Annotated in this window: 17 protein-coding genes and 2 pseudogenes; 16 read left to right on the top strand and 3 right to left on the bottom strand. The window is 67.3% G+C overall.

Annotated elements, in window-relative coordinates; all coding sequences use genetic code 11:
* Nucleotide 1 precedes the first annotated feature (1 nt).
* From ftsW to lpxC, 8 genes and pseudogenes are all read left to right on the top strand, one after another.
* A complete protein-coding gene (gene ftsW, locus ACXI0D_RS08800; protein ID WP_479642491.1) occupies nt 2-1,327 on the top strand; it encodes a putative lipid II flippase FtsW in 1,326 nt (441 codons plus the stop codon).
* Complete coding sequence (gene murG / locus ACXI0D_RS08795; RefSeq protein WP_049443146.1) at nt 1,324-2,412, top strand: undecaprenyldiphospho-muramoylpentapeptide beta-N-acetylglucosaminyltransferase; 1,089 nt, start codon at nt 1,324-1,326, stop codon at nt 2,410-2,412. The genes ftsW and murG overlap by 4 nt, the downstream gene beginning before the upstream one ends.
* Nucleotides 2,413-2,452: 40 nt before the next feature.
* Nucleotides 2,453-3,889, top strand: a complete 1,437-nt coding sequence (gene murC / locus ACXI0D_RS08790; RefSeq protein WP_014035986.1) for a UDP-N-acetylmuramate--L-alanine ligase — start codon at nt 2,453-2,455, stop codon at nt 3,887-3,889.
* Complete coding sequence (locus tag ACXI0D_RS08785) at nt 3,886-4,848, top strand: D-alanine--D-alanine ligase (RefSeq protein ID WP_049443147.1); 963 nt, start codon at nt 3,886-3,888, stop codon at nt 4,846-4,848. Before murC ends, ACXI0D_RS08785 begins: the two co-directional genes overlap by 4 nt.
* A pseudogene (locus ACXI0D_RS08780) lies at nt 4,845-5,522 on the top strand (cell division protein FtsQ/DivIB); the annotation flags it as partial. The gene ACXI0D_RS08785 and the pseudogene ACXI0D_RS08780, both read left to right, overlap by 4 nt.
* Before the next feature lie 68 nt (nt 5,523-5,590).
* Nucleotides 5,591-6,826, top strand: a complete 1,236-nt coding sequence (gene ftsA / locus ACXI0D_RS08775) for a cell division protein FtsA (RefSeq protein WP_005408083.1) — start codon at nt 5,591-5,593, stop codon at nt 6,824-6,826.
* Between the two features lie 170 nt (nt 6,827-6,996).
* On the top strand, nt 6,997-8,232 hold the full coding sequence (gene ftsZ, locus ACXI0D_RS08770; protein WP_005415297.1) for a cell division protein FtsZ: 1,236 nt from the start codon (nt 6,997-6,999) through the stop codon (nt 8,230-8,232).
* 205 nt (nt 8,233-8,437) lie between these two features.
* The gene (gene lpxC, locus ACXI0D_RS08765) at nt 8,438-9,349 is read left to right on the top strand and encodes a UDP-3-O-acyl-N-acetylglucosamine deacetylase (RefSeq protein ID WP_008267619.1); all 912 of its coding nucleotides are present in this window, start codon (nt 8,438-8,440) and stop codon (nt 9,347-9,349) included.
* 281 nt (nt 9,350-9,630) lie between these two features.
* Here lpxC and ACXI0D_RS08760 read toward each other — a convergent pair whose 3' ends face one another.
* Nucleotides 9,631-10,080: a DciA family protein gene (locus ACXI0D_RS08760; RefSeq protein ID WP_014035989.1), complete on the bottom strand. Its 450-nt coding sequence runs from the start codon at nt 10,078-10,080 to the stop codon at nt 9,631-9,633.
* A gap of 12 nt (nt 10,081-10,092) precedes the next feature.
* Between ACXI0D_RS08760 and ACXI0D_RS08755 the strand changes: the two genes are divergently transcribed.
* The 3 genes from ACXI0D_RS08755 to ACXI0D_RS08745 all read left to right on the top strand — a co-directional run bounded on the left by ACXI0D_RS08755 (nt 10,093) and on the right by ACXI0D_RS08745 (nt 15,136).
* Nucleotides 10,093-11,049, top strand: coding sequence for a M23 family metallopeptidase (locus tag ACXI0D_RS08755; RefSeq protein ID WP_049443148.1), 957 nt, complete (start codon nt 10,093-10,095; stop codon nt 11,047-11,049).
* Between the two features lie 287 nt (nt 11,050-11,336).
* Complete coding sequence (secA, locus tag ACXI0D_RS08750; protein ID WP_014035991.1) at nt 11,337-14,069, top strand: preprotein translocase subunit SecA; 2,733 nt, start codon at nt 11,337-11,339, stop codon at nt 14,067-14,069.
* A 113-nt stretch (nt 14,070-14,182) separates the two neighbouring features.
* Nucleotides 14,183-15,136, top strand: coding sequence for a Nudix family hydrolase (locus ACXI0D_RS08745; protein WP_049444805.1), 954 nt, complete (start codon nt 14,183-14,185; stop codon nt 15,134-15,136).
* Nucleotides 15,137-15,208: 72 nt separating this feature from the next.
* On the opposite strand, the gene ACXI0D_RS08740 is transcribed toward ACXI0D_RS08745, so the two are convergent.
* Nucleotides 15,209-15,793 carry a DUF4124 domain-containing protein gene (locus tag ACXI0D_RS08740; RefSeq protein WP_049444804.1) on the bottom strand — a complete coding sequence of 195 codons (585 nt, stop codon included), beginning with the start codon at nt 15,791-15,793 and terminating at the stop codon, nt 15,209-15,211.
* A gap of 40 nt (nt 15,794-15,833) precedes the next feature.
* Entirely contained in the window at nt 15,834-16,661 is an 828-nt protein-coding gene (gene metF / locus ACXI0D_RS08735) for a methylenetetrahydrofolate reductase [NAD(P)H] (RefSeq protein ID WP_049444801.1), read from the bottom strand.
* Nucleotides 16,662-16,864: 203 nt separating this feature from the next.
* Here metF and ACXI0D_RS08730 point away from each other — a divergent pair, with 203 nt between their 5' ends.
* The 5 genes and pseudogenes from ACXI0D_RS08730 to ACXI0D_RS08710 all read left to right on the top strand — a co-directional run bounded on the left by ACXI0D_RS08730 (nt 16,865) and on the right by ACXI0D_RS08710 (nt 20,924).
* On the top strand, nt 16,865-17,791 hold the full coding sequence (locus tag ACXI0D_RS08730) for an alpha/beta fold hydrolase (RefSeq protein ID WP_479642490.1): 927 nt from the start codon (nt 16,865-16,867) through the stop codon (nt 17,789-17,791).
* Between the two features lie 36 nt (nt 17,792-17,827).
* Nucleotides 17,828-18,878: pseudogene (locus ACXI0D_RS08725) on the top strand (sensor histidine kinase).
* Nucleotides 18,875-19,606: a LytR/AlgR family response regulator transcription factor gene (locus ACXI0D_RS08720; protein ID WP_479642489.1), complete on the top strand. Its 732-nt coding sequence runs from the start codon at nt 18,875-18,877 to the stop codon at nt 19,604-19,606. Before ACXI0D_RS08725 ends, ACXI0D_RS08720 begins: the two are co-directional and overlap by 4 nt.
* Before the next feature lie 50 nt (nt 19,607-19,656).
* Entirely contained in the window at nt 19,657-20,214 is a 558-nt protein-coding gene (locus ACXI0D_RS08715; protein WP_049425078.1) for a DUF3228 family protein, read from the top strand.
* Between the two features lie 92 nt (nt 20,215-20,306).
* Nucleotides 20,307-20,924: an energy transducer TonB gene (locus ACXI0D_RS08710; RefSeq protein WP_479642488.1), complete on the top strand. Its 618-nt coding sequence runs from the start codon at nt 20,307-20,309 to the stop codon at nt 20,922-20,924.
* Nucleotides 20,925-20,950: the final 26 nt, after the last annotated feature.

Below are 20,950 nucleotides of genomic sequence, written 5' to 3'. Positions count from 1 at the left end.
GATGAACGACCTGTCCCGCCAGGCAACACGCCTTGAAGCCATCGAAGGCAGCTACGACAAGTGGCTGCTGGGCGCGATCATCGCGCTCACCGGTGTCGGCGTGGTGATGGTGGCGTCCAGCTCGATCGCACTGATGAGCAGCCCGTTCTACTACCTCAACCGCCACCTGATCTTCCTGGCGGTGGGCATCGTGCTGGCGGTCATTGCCGCCCGCACCGAGCTGAAGTGGATCGAGCAGTACAACCAGATGCTGCTGCTGGGCTGCTTCGTGCTGCTGCTGGCGGTGTTCACGCCGGGCCTGGGCAGCACCGTCAACGGTGCGCGCCGCTGGATCAACCTGGGCATCTCCAAGTTCCAGACGGTCGAAGCGGTGAAGGTGCTCTACATCGTCTGGCTGTCCAGCTACCTGGTGCGCTTCCGCGACGAGGTCAATGCGACCTGGCCGGCGATGCTCAAGCCGCTGGGCGTGGCCGGTGCGCTGGTGGTGCTGCTGCTGCTGCAGCCGGACTTCGGTTCCTCGACCCTGCTGCTGGCGATCACTGCCGGCATGCTGGTGCTGGGTGGGGTGAACATGCCGCGCATGTCGATGCCGGTGATCATCGGCCTGGTCGGGATGAGCGCGCTGGCGATCATCGAGCCGTACCGCATGCGCCGCATCACCTCCTTCCTGGACCCGTGGGCCGACCAGCAGGGTGACGGCTACCAGCTGTCCAACGCGCTGATGGCGGTCGGCCGTGGCGAATGGACCGGCGTCGGCCTGGGCAACTCCGTGCAGAAGCTCTACTACCTGCCCGAAGCGCATACCGACTTCATCTTCTCGGTCACCGCCGAGGAATTCGGCTTCCTGGGTACCTGCGTGATCGTGGCGCTGTACGCGCTGCTGGTTGGCCGCACCTTCTGGCTGGGCATGCGCTGCGTGGAAATGAAGCGCCACTTCTCCGGCTACATCGCCTTCGGCATCGGCCTGTGGATCAGCATGCAGACCTTCGTCTCGATCGGCGTGAACCTGGGCATCCTGCCGACCAAGGGGCTGACCCTGCCGCTGATCTCCTCCGGCGGTTCGTCGGTGCTGATGACCTGCGTGGCGATGGGCCTGCTGCTGCGCGTGTCGTATGAACTCAAGCGCGCCGAGCGCCGCCAGGCCGTGCGCATCGGTGGCGCCGAAGACGCCGCTGCCGAGCCGATGGACGAGCCCGCCGCACCGGTGGCCGCCAGCGTGCCGATGAGTGCCGAGCCGGTCGCCTCCGCGTCAGCTGCAGCGAACGCCGCACGCGGCACCAGCCGCCTGCAGTCGCGCATCGAACCCACCTTCGGGAGGCTGTCATGACTGCAGCCACCGAGAGTGGGCGTCCGGTGATGATCCTGGCCGGTGGTACCGGCGGTCACATCTTCCCCGGCTTGGCCGTGGCCCGCGTGCTGCGCGAGCGCGGCGTGCCGGTGACCTGGATGGGCGCCGACGGTGCGATGGAAACCCGCCTGGTGCCGCAGCACGACATCGCCATCGACACGCTGGCCATCACCGGCCTGCGCGGCAAGGGCAAGCTGGCCCTGCTGGCTGCACCGTGGCGGCTGATGCGCGCGCTGCGCGCCGCCGGCCTGATCATCCGCCAGCGCCAGCCGCGCGCGGTGGTCGCCTTCGGTGGCTTCGCCTCCGGCCCCGGTGGCATGGCCACGCGCCTGCATGGCCTGCCGCTGATCGTGCATGAGCAGAACCGTGCACCGGGCCTGACCAACCGCATCCTGTCGCGCTATGCGCGTCGCCTGCTGACCGGTTTCCCGGGCACCTTCGCCAAGCGCGAGGAATTCGTCGGCAACCCGGTGCGCGCGGAAATCGCTGCCATTGCCCCGCCGGAACAGCGCTTCGCCGACCGCCAAGGCCCGCTGCGTGTGCTGGTGGTGGGCGGCAGCCAGGGCGCGCGTGCCCTCAATACCGGCGTGCCGCAGGCGATTGCCGCGCTGGGCGCCGGCGTGCCGGTGCAGGTGCGCCACCAGAGCGGCGAGAAGATGCATGCCGAAGCGGTCGAGGCTTACGCCAAGGCCGGCGTGCAGGCTGAAATCACCCCGTTCATCGCCGACATGGCCGAGGCCTTTGCCTGGGCCGACCTGGTCGTATGCCGCTCCGGCGCATCCACGCTGGCCGAGCTGTGCGCGGTCGGTGTCGGCAGCGTGCTGGTGCCATTCCCCGCCGCCGTCGACGATCACCAGACCCGCAACGCGGAGTACCTGGTCGAGCGCGGCGCGGCGGTTTTGCTGAAGCAGGACGGAACGCTGGCCGACGGCATTGCCGCACTGCTGCGCGATCTGTCCGAAAATCCCGCCCGCCGCATGCAGATGGCGCAAGCCGCGCGTGCCCTGGCCAAGGTCGATGCCGCCGAGCGCATCGCCGATATCATTCTCGAGGAAGCTGTATGAAGAAGGCATGCCACCGCGCCTGCCCTGCGCGAGGTCGCGCATGATCCGTCGCCTGCACGACACCAACGACCTGGTGCGCGCGTTCCCGCGCGTGCATTTCGTCGGCATCGGCGGCACCGGCATGAGCGGTATCGCCGAAGTGATGCTGACGCTGGGCTATGAAGTGTCCGGCTCGGACAACGCCGACAACGTGGCGACCCGCCGCCTGGCCAGCCTGGGTGCGCGCATCATGCGCGGCCACTCCGCGGCCAACGTGCTGGGCACCGACTGCGTGGTGGTCTCCAGCGCCATCCGCGAAGACAACCCGGAACTGATGGAAGCGCGCAGCCAGCGCATTCCGATCATGCCGCGTGCGGCGATGCTGGCCGAACTGATGCGCTTCCGCCGCGGCATCGCCGTGGCTGGTACCCATGGCAAGACCACCACCACCAGCCTCACCGCTGCGGTGCTGAGCGAAGGTGGCCTGGACCCGACCTTCGTGATCGGCGGCCAGCTGCTGGCCGCCGGTGCCAACGCCAAGCTGGGTGGCGGGCAGTGGCTGGTGGCCGAGGCCGATGAAAGCGATGGCAGCTTCCTGCGCCTGAACCCGCTGATGTCGATCATCACGAACATTGATGCGGATCATCTGGAGAACTACGGCAACGACTTCGCCCGCGTGCAGGCGGCGTTCGCCGAGTTCCTGCAGCGCCTGCCGTTCTACGGCCTGGCGGTGCTGTGCATCGACGATCCGGAAGTGGCGGCACTGGCTGCCAAGACCCCGCGCCACGTGATGAGCTACGGCATGAGCCCGCAGGCCGACGTGCGCGCCGAGAACGTGGTGCAGGAAGGGTCGCGCATGCGCTTCACCCTGCGCCTGCCGCAGGGCACCAGCCAGGAAGTGGTGCTGGCGCTGCCGGGCAAGCACAACGTACTCAACGCGCTGGCCGCCGCTGCGGTGGGCTGGCAGCTGGGCGTGGCACCGGACGCGATCGCACGCGCGCTGGAGGGCTTCGCCGGTGTCGGCCGTCGCTTCAACGATCTGGGCGAGGTGACCACCGCCAGCGGTGCCAAGGTCCGCATCATCGACGACTACGGCCATCACCCGAGCGAGCTGGAGGCGGTGTTCGCCGCCGCCCGTGGCGGCTGGGCTGACAAGCGCCTGGTGGTGGCCTTCCAGCCGCACCGCTACAGCCGTACCCGCGACCAGTTCGACAAGTTCGCCGCGGTGCTGTCGAGCGTTGATGCGCTGGTGCTGAGCGAGGTCTACCCGGCCGGCGAAGAACCGATTGCTGGCGCCGACTCGCACGCGCTGGCCCGTGCCATCCGTGCGCGCGGCCGCAGCGAGCCGGTGGTGGTGGGCAAGGCCGCCGAGCTGGCCAGCGTGCTGCCGGACGTGCTGCAGGACGGTGACCTGCTGCTGATGATGGGCGCCGGCGACATCGGTGCCGTGGCCACCCATATCGCGGTGGAAGGTTTCAAGGGGGAGGGCCAGGCGTGAGCACGCTGACCTTCCCGCCGCTGCGCGTGACCGACCCGGCCGGGTTCGGCCGCGTCGCCGTGCTGCTGGGCGGCAGTTCCAGCGAACGCGAGGTGTCGCTGGACTCCGGCCGCAACGTGCTCGAAGCCCTGCAGTCGCGTGGCGTCGATGCGTTCGCGGTGGATGGCATCCCGGCGCTGGCCACGGCGCTCGCCGCCGGTGGCATCGACCGCGTGTTCAACATCCTGCACGGCCACAACGGTGGCGGTGAGGACGGCATCGTGCAGGGCCTGATGGACGCCTTCGGCGTTCCGTACACCGGCTCTGACGTGCTGGGTTCTGCGCTGAGCATGGACAAGATCCGCACCAAGCAGGTGTGGTTGTCGCTGGGCCTGCCGACCCCGCAGTACCGCAAGGTCACTGCAGAAGACGTGCACGCCAATGCCGCCGAACTCGGTCTGCCGGTGGTGGTGAAGCCGGCCAACGAAGGCTCCAGCGTGGGCATCAGCCGGGTCACCGATGACGCCGGCCTGGATGAAGCGGTGGCCCTGGCCGCGCGCTACGACGGCCAGCTGCTGATGGAGCAGATGGTGGTCGGCGACGAACTGACCGTGGCCATCCTCGGCGACGTCGCACTGCCGTCGATCCGCATCGTGCCCAAGGGCCAGTGGTACGACTACAACGCCAAGTACATCGCCGAGGACACCCAGTACCTGTGCCCGGGCCTGGACGGTGACGACGAAGAAGAGATCCGCTGCATCGCGCTGGCCGCGTTCCGCGCTGCTGGCTGCCGTGGCTGGGGCCGCGTGGACGTGATGCGTGATCGTGCCAGCGGCCGTTTCTTCCTGCTGGAAGTGAACACCGCGCCGGGCATGACCAGCCATTCGCTGGTGCCCAAGGCGGCCCGCCAGGCCGGCATCGGTTTCGAGGAACTGGTGTGGCGCGTGCTGGAACAGACCCTGGAGGCCTCGCACGCATGAACGCAGTGCTGCGCATCTTCGTCTGGCTGTTGGCGCTGTCGGTGGTTGCACTGCCGGTGGTGGCCGTGGTCAATGGCTGGGTCGGCGCCGAGCGCTGGCCGCTGGCGAAGCTGCGCGTGCATGGTGAGTTCAAGCGGGTGCCGGCCGAACAGCTGCAGCAGGTGCTGCTGCCGTATGCGCGCGCCGGTTTCTTCGCGGTCAAGCTGCAGGACGCGCAGGACGCCCTGGAAAAGCTGCCGTGGGTGGAAAGCGCGCAGGTCCGCAAGCAGTGGCCGGACGTGCTGGAAGTGACCCTGGTCGAGCACAAGCCATTCGCACGCTGGGGCACCGACCGCCTGGTGTCCGAGCAGGGCAAGCTGTTCCCCACGCCGAAGAAACTGTCCGACCTGGCATTGCCCGAACTGGATGGCCCGGACAGCCAGACCGAAGAAGTGATGAAGCTGTACAGCGACTCGCGTGCATTGTTCGCACCGGCCGGCGTCGATGTGCGCCGGGTGACGATGGATGCACGCGGCAGCTGGTCGCTGGTGCTGAGCAACGGCACCGAAGTGGTGGTCGGCCGTGACGACGCGCGCTCGCGCATGCAGCGCTTCGTCAAGGTACTGCCGCAGCTCAACCGTCAGGACGCGCCGATCGAGCGCGCCGACCTCCGTTACACCAATGGTTTCACGCTGAGCTGGGGTACCCCGGCCACGCCGGCGAAAACGCCGGCGACCCCGGCCAGAAGCACGCAGGAAAGGACATGAATCGCAAGGGTGACAAATCGCTGATCGTTGGCCTGGACATCGGCACCTCCAAGGTGGTGGCGCTGGTGGGCGAGTATTCGCCGGGCAACCCGATCGAAGTGATCGGCATCGGCTCGCACGAATCGCGCGGGCTGAAGCGTGGCGTGGTGGTGGACATCGAATCGACCGTGCAGTCGATCCAGCGCGCGGTGGAAGAAGCCGAGCTGATGGCCGGCTGCGAGATCCGCTCGGTGTACGCCTCGATCTCCGGCAACCACGTGCAGTGCAAGAACTCGCCGGGCATCGTCCCGATCCGCGACGGTGAAGTGACCTGGGGCGACCTGGATCGCGTGCTCGACGCGGCCAAGGCGGTGGCGATCCCGGCCGACCAGAAGATCCTGCACGCGATCCCGCGCGAGTACGTGCTGGACGATTCGCAGGAAGGCATCCGCAACCCGGTCGGCATGACCGGCGTGCGCCTGGAAGTGCATGCGCACCTGGTGGTGTGCGCGCAGTCGGCCGCGGCCAACATCAGCAAGTGCGTGCAGCGCTGCGGCCTGCAGGTGGACGACCTGGTGCTGTCCTCGCTGGCCTCCAGCGTGGCGGTGCTGACCGCCGACGAGCGCGAGCTGGGCGTGGTGCTGGTCGACATGGGTGCCGGCACCACCGATATCGCCGTGTTCGTGCAGGGCGCGATCTGCCACACCGCCTCGCTGCCGATCGCCGGCGACCACGTGACCAACGACATCGCGCACATGCTGCGCACGCCGACCCCGGAAGCCGAGCAGATCAAGGTGCGCTATGCCTGCGCCCTGGCCCAGCTGGCCACGGCCGAGGAGAGCATCCAGGTGCCGTCGGTGGGCGACCGCCCGCCGCGCCGCATGCCGCGTCACTCGCTGGCGCAGGCCGTGCAGGGCCGCTACGAGGAAATCTTCGAGATGGTGCAGGCCGAACTGCGCCGCTCCGGCTTCGAGGAACTGGTGCGCGCCGGCATGGTGTTGACCGGCGGCGCTTCGAAGATGGAAGGCGTGGTCGAACTGGCCGAGGAAATGCTGCAGATGCCGGTGCGCGTGGGTATCCCGCAGCACGTCACCGGCCTGGGCGAAGTGGTCGGCAATCCGGTGCACGCCACTGGCGTGGGCCTGCTGCTGATGGGCAGCCAGATCGAGCATCCGCGGCGGCCGTCACTGCCGACCGGGCGCGCCGGAAGCATGTTCAAGAAACTCAAGACCTGGTTCCGCGGCGAGTTCTGACGCGGAACCCGTAAACCCGGGCCTCGCCCGGGCGCAACACCCGCAGTACCCGCATCACAACGCAATACCGGCAACACACAACCCACACAGCCGCAACGTCGGCATGCAGCAGGACGGCAGGACGCCCGAATGCCCATGCCAGCCAAAGCGGATACAACGAGGACACGGACATGGCGCATTTTGAACTGATCGAAAAGATGGCACCCAATGCGGTGATCAAGGTGGTTGGCGTGGGCGGCGGCGGCGGCAATGCCGTGGCGCACATGGTCAACTCGGCGGTGGATGGCGTGGAATTCATCACCGCCAACACCGACTCGCAGGCCATCAAGAATTGTGGTGCCAAGCTGCAGCTGCAGCTGGGTACCAACGTGACCAAGGGCCTGGGCGCAGGCGCGAACCCGGAAGTCGGCCGCCAGGCCGCGCTGGAAGACCGTGAGCGCATCATGGACGCGCTGCAGGGCGCTGACATGGTGTTCATCACCGCCGGCATGGGCGGCGGCACCGGCACCGGCGCCGCGCCGGTGGTGGCACAGCTGGCCAAGGAAATGGGCATCCTGACCGTGGCCGTGGTCACCAAGCCGTTCCCGTTCGAAGGCCGTCGCCGCATGCAGGTGGCGCTGAAGGGCATCGAGGAACTGAGCCAGCACTGCGACTCGCTGATCACCATCCCGAACGAGAAGCTGATCACCGTGCTGGGTCGCAACGCGACCATGATCCAGGCCTTCCGCGCTGCCAACGACGTGCTGCAGGGCGCCGTGCAGGGCATCGCCGACCTGATCGTGCGTCCGGGCCTGATCAACGTCGACTTCGCCGACGTGCGCACCGTCATGTCCGAAATGGGCCTGGCGATGATGGGTACCGGCACCGCCCGTGGCGATGACCGCGCCCAGGCCGCTGCCGAATCGGCGATCCAGAACCCGCTGCTGGACGATGTGAACCTGGCCGGCGCCAACGGCATCCTGGTCAACATCACCGCCGGTGCCGACTTCACCATGGCCGAGTTCGACGAGATCGGCCGCACCATCGATGGCTTCGCTTCCGAAGACGCCACCGTGGTGGTCGGCACCGTGCTGGACCCGGACATGCAGGACGAAGTGCGCGTGACCGTGGTGGCCACTGGCCTGAACCGCGTCTCGGCCAGCAAGACCCAGCGTCCGGGCGAGCGTGCGCCGATCAAGCTGGTCCGCAACGCCACCACCGGCCAGCCGGAGTTCGGCGAGTTCGACAACGGCGGCGATGCCGTCTCCAAGGCGGTGGGCGGCATGGGCCTGGGCCTGCGTCGCGCCAGCAGCGATACCGCAGCGGCCTCCGCACCGTCGGCCCCGGCCGCTTCGGCCCCGGCGGCGGCGGAGCTGCCGAACGATTACCTGGACATCCCGGCGTTCCTGCGCCGCCAGGCGGACTAAGCGGGGCGGCCCGGGGTTGTCCTCCCCGGGTTGCGTCACCATGTCCTGAAAACGCGGGCGCCGGGCCAGGATGGGCCCGGCCGCCCTGCTTCACGCGCGTCCCCGCGGCGTGCCGGTGCGTCCTGCCGGTGGCTGCATCTGACGTTTCAGCCAGGGTAGGGGAGTGCGCGTGTTAATCTAATGTGTCACTTCCGGTCCATCCCCCATGATCCAGCAACGCACCCTCAAGAACACGATCCGCGCCACCGGCGTTGGCCTGCACAGCGGTGACAAGGTCTACATGACCCTGCGCCCGGCACCGGTCAACCATGGCATCGTGTTCCGCCGCGTGGACCTGGACCCGGTCGTGGAAGTACCGGCCAAGGCCGAACTGGTCACCGAAGTGACCCTGTGCACCGGCCTGACCTGCAACGACGCCAAGATCCAGACCGTCGAGCACTTGATGTCGGCGCTGGCCGGCCTGGGTGTGGACAACATCATCGTTGAACTGTCCTCGGCCGAGCTGCCGATCATGGACGGTTCGGCCGGCCCGTTCGTGTTCCTGCTGCAGTCGGCAGGCATCGTGGAACAGGATGCGCCCAAGCGCTTCATCCGCGTGCTGAAGACCGTGGAAGTGACCGAGGGCGACAAGGTGGCCCGATTCACCCCGTACGAGGGCTACAAGCTGGGCTTCACCATCCAGTTCGACCACCCGATGATCCCGGCCAAGCAGTCGCGCCAGGAAATCGAGTTCTCGACGCTGGCCTACACCAAGGAAATTTCCCGCGCGCGCACCTTCGGCTTCATGCGCGACCTGGAATACATGCGCGAGCGCAACCTGGGCCTGGGCGGTTCGATGGACAACGCCATCGTGCTGGACGAGTTCCGCGTGCTCAACGAAGACGGCCTGCGCTACGCCGACGAATTCGTGCGCCACAAGATCCTTGATGCCATCGGCGACCTCTACCTGGCCGGTGGCCAGGTGCTGGGCGCCTACGAGGGCTTCAAGTCCGGTCACGCGCTCAACAACAAGCTGGTGCGGGCCCTGATGGCCGACGCCAGCGCCTGGGAATGGGTCAGCTTCGACTCGCCGGCCACCCCGGATCCGGTGGAATATGCCACCCCGGCCTACGCCTGATTCCGTAGATCGTTGAATTTCAAGATAAAAACGCCGCCTTCCAGGGCGGCGTTGTTGTTTCCGGCGCCGGCGACGCATTCAGCGTGCTTGAAAGGCGTCAAGGCCGGTTCAAGGTCACGGTTTTGTGAACCTGTTGGATCGGAAGCCTGAATTTAACGAAGTTTTAACTCCAATCTAACGACAGGCCCCCGGATGGCAGCTAGGATGCGACCCGGCCCCCGAAATGTTTCACGCCGTGGTGACACGCGCGACGGGGAGCGGAGCCGGATGCTCCGTTGCCATCAGGACCGTTTCTTCGGCTTCGAGGGAATGTCCTGCAGGCAAGCCAAGGCGTCGCGTAGCCCTTTGTGCGTGGCGGCTGAAACTGCGTGGGGGCCATTCCGGTTGTCGATCGCTGGGGAGCGTGAGGGAGTGGTGGACGCAGTCTTGATGGTCACCCTGGTGGCCTTCAGCCCGATGGAACGGGCCGCGTCGAGCAACTGGGCTTCGGCAAGCCGCAACTTGGCATGCCAGACCGGGGACTCGACGAGAAAAACGAGGTGTTCCCCGTCCACATTGGCCAGCCGGCAACGGCTGCGCAGAGGTGGCGGCAACTGGGGGCGCAACTGACGGTCCAGCGCGTCGAGCCACAAGGCACGCCGCAGCGGGTTCCCGCTTTTGTCCGCCATCACCGCATCCAGCGCCGGTTTCGGCACTGACGCGGGGCGAACGCTGGATTTCGGCTCAGACATGAAAACTCACTGATGGCATTCAAAAAGATCGTAATCAAAACGCGTGAAGGACAGGCCAAGGCGTCGCCGATCGCGCGTTTGCGGTTCTATTTCGAGGACCGCCCCCGTGCCCTGCTGGGCAGCGTGCTCGGGGTAGGCTGCATTATCGGCCTTGCCGGCGGCATTGGCGCCAGTGCGCTGAATGATTCGCGCCTGCAGGCCAAGGTCGACCGCCAGGATGCGGAGCTGGCCAAGGTCAAGCGCGATGCGCAGACCCAGGTCAACGCGCTGGCCGCCCGCCTCGGCGAGCTGCAGGCCCAGGCCACCCGCCTCAACGCCCTCGGCGAACGGCTGACCCAGATGGGCAAGCTGGAAGACGGCGAGTTCGACTTCAACGAGACCCCCGGCCTCGGTGACGGCGACGCAGGCGGCCCGACCAGTGACATCCCGGTCAAGGACGTCAACGCCGACTTACAGGTGCTGGAGCAGCGCTTTGCTGCTTCAGGCCGCCAGTTGTCGGTGATGGAATCGCTGATGTTCGACCACCAACTGCAGCAGAACGCCGTGCCCTCGCGCATGCCGATCCGCAACAGCTACGTGACCTCCGGCTTCGGCACCCGTGCCGACCCGTTCGGCCGCGGTGCCGCCACCCACAAGGGCATGGACTTCCACGCCAAGGTCGGTGACCCGGTGATGGCCGTCGCCGAAGGCGTGGTCAGCTTCGCCGGCGTGAAGGGCGGCTACGGCAACGTGGTCGATGTCGACCACGGTAACGGCTACGTCACCCGCTACGCGCACAATTCGCGCCTGGTGGTGAAGGCCGGTGACCTGGTCCGTGCCGGCCAGGAAGTGGCCAAGGCCGGTTCCACCGGGCGTTCGACCGGTGCCCACGTGCACTTCGAAGTGTGGGAAAACGGCAACGTGGTCAACCCGCGCAAGTTCCTCGGCGACGGCGGCAACACGCCGGTCGGCCGGATCAGCCGCGGCTGATGCCCGGGTCGGATCCCTTCCGCGCCGCGGACGGGCTCTGACCCGATGCGGTTGAGGGCTGGGGTCTGAGCCCTTTCGCCACGGCGAAAGGGATCCGACCCCGCATCCGTGTTTCTTTGCCGAATCCGGGGCGATTGCGACCGGATTGGCGCTTGAAACCTCAGCCGGCCGTCCCAAGCTACAATGGGTGTTGCCATCGACAGGGCGCCAGGCGCCCTGTTTCGTTTGCGGCGGACGGATCCCAAGGGGGAGGCCGGGCGTCGTGTCCATCCAACCCGGTTCCTTCAATGATCAACAGCCTGCTTACCCGCGTATTTGGCAGTCGTAACGAACGACAGCTGCGCCAGCTCAACCGCATCGTCGCCAAGATCAATGCGCTGGAGCCGGAGATCGAGAAGCTTTCCGACGAGCAGCTTCAGGCCAAGACGCCGGAGTTCAAGCAGCGCATCGCCGGCGGTGAAGCCCTGGACAAGGTGCTGCCGGAAGCGTTCGCGGTCTGCCGCGAAGCCGGTCGCCGCGTGCTGGGCATGCGCCACTACGACGTGCAGCTGATCGGCGGCATGGTGCTTCACCTGGGCAAGATCGCAGAAATGCGCACCGGTGAAGGCAAGACCCTGGTGGCGACCCTGCCGGTGTACCTCAACGCGCTGGAAGGCAAGGGCGTGCACGTGGTCACCGTGAACGACTACCTGGCCCGCCGCGACGCCGCGCAGATGGGCAAGCTGTACAACTGGCTGGGCCTGAGCGTGGGCGTGGTGTACCCGGGCATGCCGCACAGCGACAAGCGCGAAGCCTACGCGGCCGACATCACCTACGGCACCAACAACGAATTCGGTTTCGACTACCTGCGCGACAACATGGCGCTGTCCAAGGCCGACCGCTACCAGCGCGGCCTGCACTACGCCATCGTCGACGAAGTCGACTCCATCCTGATCGACGAAGCGCGTACCCCGCTGATCATCTCGGGCCCGGCCGATGATTCCCCGGAGCTGTACATCCGCGTCAACCGCGTCGTGCCGCACCTGGTCAAGCAGGAAGCGGAAGACGGCGAAGGCGATTTCTGGGTGGACGAGAAGGGCAAGCAGGTGCATCTGTCCGAAGCGGGCATGGAGCACGCCGAGCAGCTGCTGGTCGACGCCGGCATCCTCGACGGCGAGACCGAAGGCCTGTACGCGGCGCAGAACCTGACCGTGGTCCACCACCTCAATGCCGCCCTGCGCGCGCACGCGATCTACCAGCGTGACGTGGACTACATCGTGCGCGACGGCGAAGTGGTCATCGTCGACGAGTTCACCGGCCGTACCCTGGCCGGCCGCCGCTGGTCCGACGGCCTGCACCAGGCGGTGGAAGCGAAGGAAGGCGTGCCGGTCCAGCGCGAGAACCAGACGCTGGCGAGCATCACCTTCCAGAACCTGTTCCGCATGTACAAGAAGCTGTCCGGCATGACCGGTACGGCCGATACCGAAGCGTTCGAATTCCAGAGCATCTACGGCCTGGAAGTGGTGGTGATCCCGACCAACCGCCCGACCATCCGCAAGGACAGCCCGGACCAGGTGTTCCTCAACCGCAAGGGCAAGTTCAATGCGGTGCTGGCCGACATCGAAGAGTGCGCCAAGCGCGGCCAGCCGGTGCTGGTGGGTACCACCTCGATCGAAACCTCGGAAATGCTGTCCGAGCACCTGAGCAAGGCCGGCGTGAAGCACGAAGTGCTCAACGCCAAGCAGCATGACCGCGAAGCGACCATCGTCGCCAATGCCGGCCGTCCGGCCGCCGTGACCATCGCCACCAACATGGCCGGCCGTGGTACCGACATCGTGCTGGGCGGTTCGCTGGAAGCCGAGATCCACGCCCTGGGCGAGGACGCGACCGACGAGCAGAAGGCCGCAGTCAAGGCCGAATGGCAGAAGCGCCACGATGCAGTGAAGGCCGCGGGCGGCCTGCACATCGTCGGCACCGAGCGCCATGAATCGCGCCGTATCGACAACCAGCTGCGTGGCCGTTCGGGCCGCCAGGGTGACCCGGGTTCGTCCCGCTTCTACCTGTCGCTGGAAGACAACCTGATGCGCATCTTCGCCTCCGACTGGGTGCAGAAGGCCATGCGCATGATGGGCATGAAGGAAGACGACGTCATCGAGGACCGCCTGGTCAGCCGCCAGATCGAGAAGGCGCAGCGCAAGGTCGAGGCCCACAACTTCGACATCCGCAAGAACCTGCTGGACTTCGACGACGTCAACAACGACCAGCGCAAGGTGATCTACGCCCAGCGCGACGAGCTGCTGGATGCCGAGTCGGTGAAGGCGAATGTCGATGGCATCCGCGACGACGTGATCTTCGACATCGTTGCGCGCTTCGTGCCGCCGAACTCGATCGACGAGCAGTGGGACCTGCGCGGCCTGGAAGCGACCCTGGAGTCGGACTTCGGCCTGCAGATGTCGCTGACCGACCTGGTCAAGGAACACGAAGAGCTGGACGCAGAGGCCATCGCCACCAAGGTCCAGGAGCGCGTCAACCAGCACTTCGCCGAGAAGGAAGCCGGCCTGGGCGAAGAGACCATGCGCGCGCTGGAGAAGCACGTGATGCTGACCGTGCTGGACCAGAGCTGGAAGGAGCACCTGGCGCGCATGGATTACCTGCGCCAGGGCATCTACCTGCGTGGTTACGCGCAGAAGCAGCCGAAGCAGGAATACAAGAAGGAAGCCTTCGAGCTGTTCTCGGACATGCTGGAGAACGTCAAGCGCGAAGTGGTGACCCTGCTGGCCCGCGTGCGTATCCGCAGCGACGAGGAAGTGCAGGCCCTGGAAGCGGCCGAGCGCCAGCAGGTGCAGGCGCGCCTGAGCCAGTCGCAGTTCCAGCACCAGGATGCGGGCGGCTACAGCGCCGACGAGGAAGCCGCGCAGGTCGAAGCCGCCCAGCAGGGCGTGGCCACGCTGCAGCGCGACGAGCCGAAGATCGGCCGCAACGATCCGTGCCCGTGCGGCAGTGGCAAGAAGTACAAGCACTGCCACGGCCAGCTGAGCTGACCCCGAAAGGCCCCGCGCAAGCGGGGCTTTTCTTTCATGGCGGCTGTTTCGCGGGGCTGATCCGGCCGGATCCGAGATTGCGTGGCCCGCCCTGTTCTGGGCATGCTTCCCCCATGCCTTCCCCCACCCGATCGATCCATGTCGTGGCCGCCGTCATCACCGACGCCCGTGGCCGCGTGCTGCTCAACCGCCGTACCGAGAATCGCGACATGGCCGGTCTGTGGGAGTTCCCCGGCGGCAAGCGCGAATCCGGCGAGACCTCCGAACAGGCGCTGGTGCGTGAACTGCGCGAAGAGCTGGGCATCGAGGCCGATGTCGGGCCCTGGCTGATGGACGTGCCGCAGCGTTATCCAGACAAGCTCCTGACCCTGGAAGTGCGCCACGTGCGCAGCTGGAAGGGCACACCGCGCGGGCGCGAAGGCCAGGCGATCACCTGGGTGGCGCAGGACAAGCTGGGCCGCTATTCGATGCCGCCGGCCGACCTGCCGGTGGTGGCCGCACTGCGCCAACCGGACCGTTACCTGATCACGCCAGCGCCGGCCGACGATGCCGGCGGCGTGCAGCACTGGCATGACCGGCTGCAGCAGGCAGTGGCGGCGGGCCAGCAGCGCATCCAGCTGCGCCTGCCGCCGGAACATCCGCAGCGGCAGGCCATGATCGAACAGGCCGTGCGCGCGCATCGCCGCGGCGTGCAGTGGCTGCTGAACCGTGATATCGCGTTGGCACGCGCACTGGGCGTGGGCGTGCACCTGGGCAGCGAGCAATTGCTGGCCCTGCAGGAACGGCCCTTGCCGGAAGGGCAGCTGGTCGCCGCGTCCTGCCACGATCTGGAGCAGCTGCAGGCAGCGCAGCGGCTGGGCTGCGACTTCGCGGTGCTCGGCCCGGTGCAGGCCACGGCCAGCCATCCCGAAGCGGCGCCGCTGGGCTGGGAGGCCTTCGCCGCACTGCGCGCGCAGGTGTCGCTGCCGATCTACGCGTTGGGCGGCATGGCCGCTGGCCACATCGCCGAAGCGCGCCGGCATGGCGGGCAGGGCATCGCTGCGATTCGCGGGTTGTGGCCAGGGTAACGCCGCGCACGCGGGGTCAGATCCCTGCGCAGCAGGGCTCTGACCCCATGGCCGAGATCCGACCCCTCCCGATCACAACGTGATCCAGAAACACCCGTATTGCCGGCGCAACCCCAGCACGGTCGAAGCGCGCGACACGCTGCCGGGCAAGGTCTGCTCCAGGCGCAGGCCGACCGGATGCCGTGCCGCTGGCGGCTCAGGGTCGGATCCCTGCGCCGCAGGGCTCTGACCCTCCTCCTGCGAGGACGCCAGCCCCTGTGACGGATACACCGGCACCACGTCCACCAGCGGCCGTCGTGCCAGCGATTCGAGTTGACCGAGGATGCGCTGCGCGCCCGCATCGGAGACCGCACCCCACAGGTACAGCGAGGACAGCCGGTTCACATCGTGGCTGACGATACCGGTGCGCAGTGCCTCCACCAGCTCGCTCAGGCGCCGTGGGCAGCGCGCACCCAGGGTGTCGCGCGGTAGGGTGCTGCCTGTGGGCGCGGGCGGTGGTAGTCGCGATTGGGCGCCAACGCTGTCGCAGGGACGGTCGGTATACACGCTCTGTCCCTGCGCGTCGGTGCAGCGGTTCAAGCGTGGGGACTGCGCATGGACCACGCTCGATGCCGAACACAACGACAGCAGCAACAGCAGGAAGGAAAACCGTTTCATCGACGCAGGGTAGCGCCGATCGCGGTGGCATGGCGTGCTTTCAGCCGTGCAGCAGCTTCAACACCGACGTGGTCGGCTTGGCCAGGTTCAATGTGTAGAAGTGCAGGCCCGGCGCGCCGCCCTCGATCAGGCGCTGGCACAGTTTGGCCACCACTTCGGTACCGAACGCCCGCACCGATTCGGCATCATCGCCATAGGCCTGCATCTTGCGGCTGATCCAGCGCGGGATTTCCGCACCGCACTGCTCGGAGAAGCGGCGCAGCTGGCTGAAGTTGGCGATCGGCATGATGCCGGGCGTGATCGGTACCTGCACGCCGAGCCGGCGCACGGCATCGACGAAGTGGAAGTACGCATCGGGGTTGTAGAAATACTGGGTGATCGCCGCGTCGGCGCCGGCGTCGATCTTGGCCTTGAAGTGCTTCAGGTCGGCCAGTGCGTCGGAAGCCTGCGGGTGCGTTTCGGGGTACGCGCCCACTTCGATATGGAACGCATCGCCGTGCTCGTCGCGGATGAAGTCGATCAGTTCGGCGGCATAGCGCATGTCACCGGGGAAGCCCATGCCCGACGGCAGATCGCCGCGCAGCGCGACCAGGCGGCGGCAGCCGATGGCGCGGTACAGCTTGAGCAGCTCGCGGATTTCCTGGCGGGTGCCACCGACGCAGGACAGATGCGGTGCGGCATCGAAGCCATGGTGCTGGTTGAGGTGGCGCACGGTCTCGGAGGTGTAGCTCAGGGTCGAGCCACCGGCACCGAAGGTGCACGACACGTACTCGGGGCCGTAGTCCTTCAACCTGGCCGCGGCGCGGTCCAGCTGGCTGCGCTGTTCGTCGGTCTTGGGTGGATAGAACTCGAAGCTGATGGCGGTCATGGCACGGGCGGCAGCGGCGGGTGCGGATCAGTATATCGCTTCATCAAGATGGATGTGCGATTGAGGCGTGAGGGCAGGTCATCCGTGGAGCGCGACCGTTCGCCCTGCTGACCGGCCGCTGCTCCGGAATCGCAACCCGGATGCCGTGGCCGGCGGCACGCTGATCCCATCCCGGCACCACCCACCTGATGAAGGAGCAGACGATGAAGATCTTCCTGGCACTCTGGTACGCGATGAAGGCCCTGGCCCGGCTGGCAATGATCGGCATGGCGATGGCCGTGCTCGGCTCCGGTTCCGCGCATGCCGCCACCGGCTCGACCGCTGGCAGGGTGCAGGTCGAGGTGGTCGGCAAGGGCCGCCCGCTGCTGATGATCCCCGGCCTCAACAGCAGCGCCGAGGTCTGGCGCGAGACCTGCCTGGCCCTGAAGGATGTGCAGTGCCACCTGGTGCAGCTGCCGGGCTTTGCCGGCGCGGCAGCGGCCGATCCGCGCCCGGTCGACTTCCTGCCGGCGATGCGCGGGCAGCTGCTGGCCTACCTGCACGACCAGCACCTGGGCCCGGTGGTGGTGGTCGGCCACAGCCTCGGTGGCCTGCTGGGCCTGCAGATGGCGCAGGCCGAGCCGAACGCGGTCAGCGCGCTGGTGGTGGTCGACGCCCTGCCATTCCTGCCGGCTGCGCGTGACCCCAAGGCCACCGCTGACAGCGTGCGGCCGATGGCCGACCAGCTGCGCAGGGGCATGCTGGCCGCCGACGCCGCGCAATGGCAGGCGCAGCTGAAGGCGGGCCTGCCGGGCTTGACCCGCGATCCGCAGCGCCAGGCCGAACTGGGCCGCTGGGGCGAAGGCAGCGACCGCCAGACCACGGCCGATGCCATGCATGCGGTGATGACCACCGACCTGCGCGACAGCATCGCTTCGATCACCGCGCCGACGCTGGTGCTCGGCAGCTGGGCCGGCTACCAGCCGATGGGCGGCACCGAGGACGGCACCCGGGCGGTGTTCCAGGCCCAGTACGCGAAACTGCAGGGCGTGCAGATCGCGATGAGCGCGCAGGGTTTCCACTTCCTGATGTGGGATGATCCGCGCTGGTTGCAGGAACAGGTGCAGCGTTTCCTCGCCGCGCATCCCTGACCCTTGTCCGCCCTCCTGCCACCACCGAGAGCCCGCATGGACGCCACCACGCCTTCCCGCCGTTTCTGGACGCTCAATGCACTGGCATGGGCCGGCTATGCGATGTACGGGCTGTGGGTGGGAATGCGGATCGGTGGCGGCGTGGTGTTCAGCGGCATCGTGCTGATCACACTCAGCGTGGCGGTCTCACTCTGGCTGTGCAGCGGCGCGTTGCGTTCGGTTGCACTGCGCCAGCGCTGGTGGGAGGGAAGCCTGGGCTTCCTGGTGCTGAAACTGGCCGCCGGCGTGGTGGTCGGGGCCAGCGTCGCGCAGGCGGTAACGGCGGCGCTGCTGCTGCCGGCACTGGCGCTGGGCTGGGTGCAGCTGCCTGGTGGCCATGCCGATTACCAGTGGTCTTCGGTGCTGGTGTACTGGATGAACACCGCGCTGTTCCTGCTGATGTGGACCGGGTTGTGGGCGGGCCTGCACGGCCTGCGGCGGGCGCGCCACAGTGAGCTGGCCCGCCTGCGCGCCGAGGCCGAACGCAGCGCGCTGGAGCGCGATGCGTTGCGTGCGCGGCTCAACCCGCACTTCATGTTCAATGCGCTGAACAACCTGCGTGCGCTGATCCTGGAAGACCCGGAACGGGCCCGTGACATGGTCACCCGCTTGTCGCGCACGCTGCGCCAGGCGCTGGCCCACAACCGCAGCGAGCAGGTCACGCTGGCCGAGGAGCTGGCGGTGGTCGACGATTACCTGGCCATCGAGGCGGTCCATTTCGAACAGCGCCTGCAGGTGCGGCGGCAGATCGATGCCGATGCCACGCAGGCACAGCTGCCGGCGATGGCGTTGCAGTTGCTGGTGGAGAACGCGATCAAGCATGGCATCGCCAGTCGCCCCGGCGGCGGCGAGGTGCAGATCCGCGCCACGCTGGACAATGACGTGCTGCGGTTGCAGGTGGACAATCCACTTTCAACCGGCAGCGAACCCCACCCATGGCCATGGCGTCGGCCTGGCCTACCTGCGTGCACAGCTGGGCATGCGTGGCCGATTCGTGCTGCAACCGGTCGGTGACCGCATGCAGGCCCTGCTGGAGATTCCGCAATGAGTGGCATGCTGCGCGTGTTGATCGTTGATGACGCACGGCTGGCGCGGCAGGAGCTGCGCACGCTGTTGTCGGCGCTGCCCTGGGTGCAGTGCGTGGGCGAGGCCGACGATGTGCCGGCCGCACGCGAGGCGATCGCCACGCTGGCGCCGGACCTGGTGCTGCTGGATGTGCAGATGCCCTCCGGCAGCGGCTTCGATGTGCTGGATGGACTGGAGACGGTGCCGGCGGTGGTGTTCGTTACCGCTTATGACACCTATGCGGTACGCGCATTCCAGGCCAACGCGCTGGACTATCTGGTGAAGCCGGTGGAGGCACCGCGCCTGCTGGAAGCGCTGGAGCGGGCGCGTGAGCGCGACGTGGTGGCGAGCGGCGCGCCGGAACTGCGAAGCACGCTGGGTGCGCAGGATCAGGTGTTCGTGCGCGAGGGTGAACGCTGCTGGTTCGTGGCGGTCTCCGAGATCCGTCGGCTGGTGGTGGATGGCAACTACACGCGGCTGTGGTTCCGCGACCAGAACGCCCTGTTGACCCGCAGCCTGAGCGCGCTGGAAGCACGCCTGCCGCAGGATCTTTTCTTCCGCGCCAACCGCAACACGCTGGTCAACCTGCGCCGTATCCGTGGGGTGTCGCCCAGCGTCGGCGACGGCTACGACCTGGCGCTGGATGATGGCAGCGAGGTGGAGGTGTCGCGGCGGCAGGCGCGTGAACTGCGCGAGCGGATGGCGTTGTAGGCGCTGCCAGCGGTTACCCTGTGCAGCGGATTCCCAGATCACGCCGCGCCATGTCCATCGTCCTCACCGATTTCGCCCGTCCCCGCCTGTTCCCGCGCGTGCCGCGCGGCAACACCATCCAGGACTGCACTGCCGAGCAGTTCGAGGCACACCTCAATGCGCACGCGCCGCTGAAGGTGCTCGACGGCTACGCCCCGTTCTGCAAGTTGTTCGTCTATGAGAACTGGACCAGCACGCGCTGCCTGACGGTACCGGTCACCGAGGCCAACCGCCACCAGCTGCGCAGCGGCTACGAAGCGCGCAACCGCGAGGAACTGCCGGTACTGGTGCGCTGGTTCGAGGGCGTGGAATCACCGCGTGCGAACTACCTGGTGGTGATCCTGTACAGCGCCGGGCAGCTGGCGAAGGAAGGTTCACCGATCGAGGCCGACTGGGGCATCGTCGGCTGCATCTACACCGCCGAACCGGAAGAAGTGCCGATGGCGCCGATCACCATGATGCGCAATGCGCTGGGCGTGGAGGAGGGCGGTTCCGGCGTGCCACTGGATCGGGAAGCCTACCAGCGCTCGGTGGCGTTCTGGGAGAACAACGCCAACTGGCGGCCCTGAACCTGGAGGGGGATATAGCGGCCGATCATGCCTGGCTGCTCTATGATCGGGCCAGGCAAACCCATGGAGGGCAAGGCATGGCTTGGGCAAGGATGATCCTGGTGTTGCTGGCGGGCTCGTTGCCCGCCTCCCCTGTACTGGCAGCGAAGCCATCTGTCGACATTGCATGCTCGCCGTTGGCGGCCGTTCCCGCGCTGCGCGATGCGGAGGTGACCGCATTGTCGATGCAGTCCAAGGACGGTCGTTGCGTGGTGGAGGTGAAGGCGGCCAACGGCAGGGCGTTGCTTCGGCAGCAGCAGATGCTGGAGGTGCTCACGCAACACGCCTGCGCGGCGCCGGCGGAGGTGAGCGTGGACGATACGCGGCTATCCCTGCAGTTGCGCCTGCCGAAGCGCTGCGCGGCGCGCGGCAGCCGCGATCTGTTCGCGGGCGAAGGTGTTGCGTGGAAGCCGGCACGTGGCATGTCGCCGCACTATCCGCCGGCGGCCATGCAGCAGGGACTTTCCGGGCGCAGCCTGCTGAAGGCATTGATTGATGCGAAGGGGACGGTTGCCGCCGTGATCGTGGAGACATCCAGCGGCCATGCGCTGCTGGATGAAGCGGCGGTGGACGAGCTGCGTGGCTGGCCTTTCGTCCGTGCCGAAGCAGAGAGCACAGTGCCGGAGTTTACCATCGTGCGGGTGCCGATGCGGTACGCGCTGGTGGAGTGACCGCCATCCACGCGTGGCGTGGATCT

The organism is Stenotrophomonas sp. C9D9, from assembly GCF_056491205.1.
This window is presented reverse-complemented; position numbering and strand designations above follow the sequence as displayed.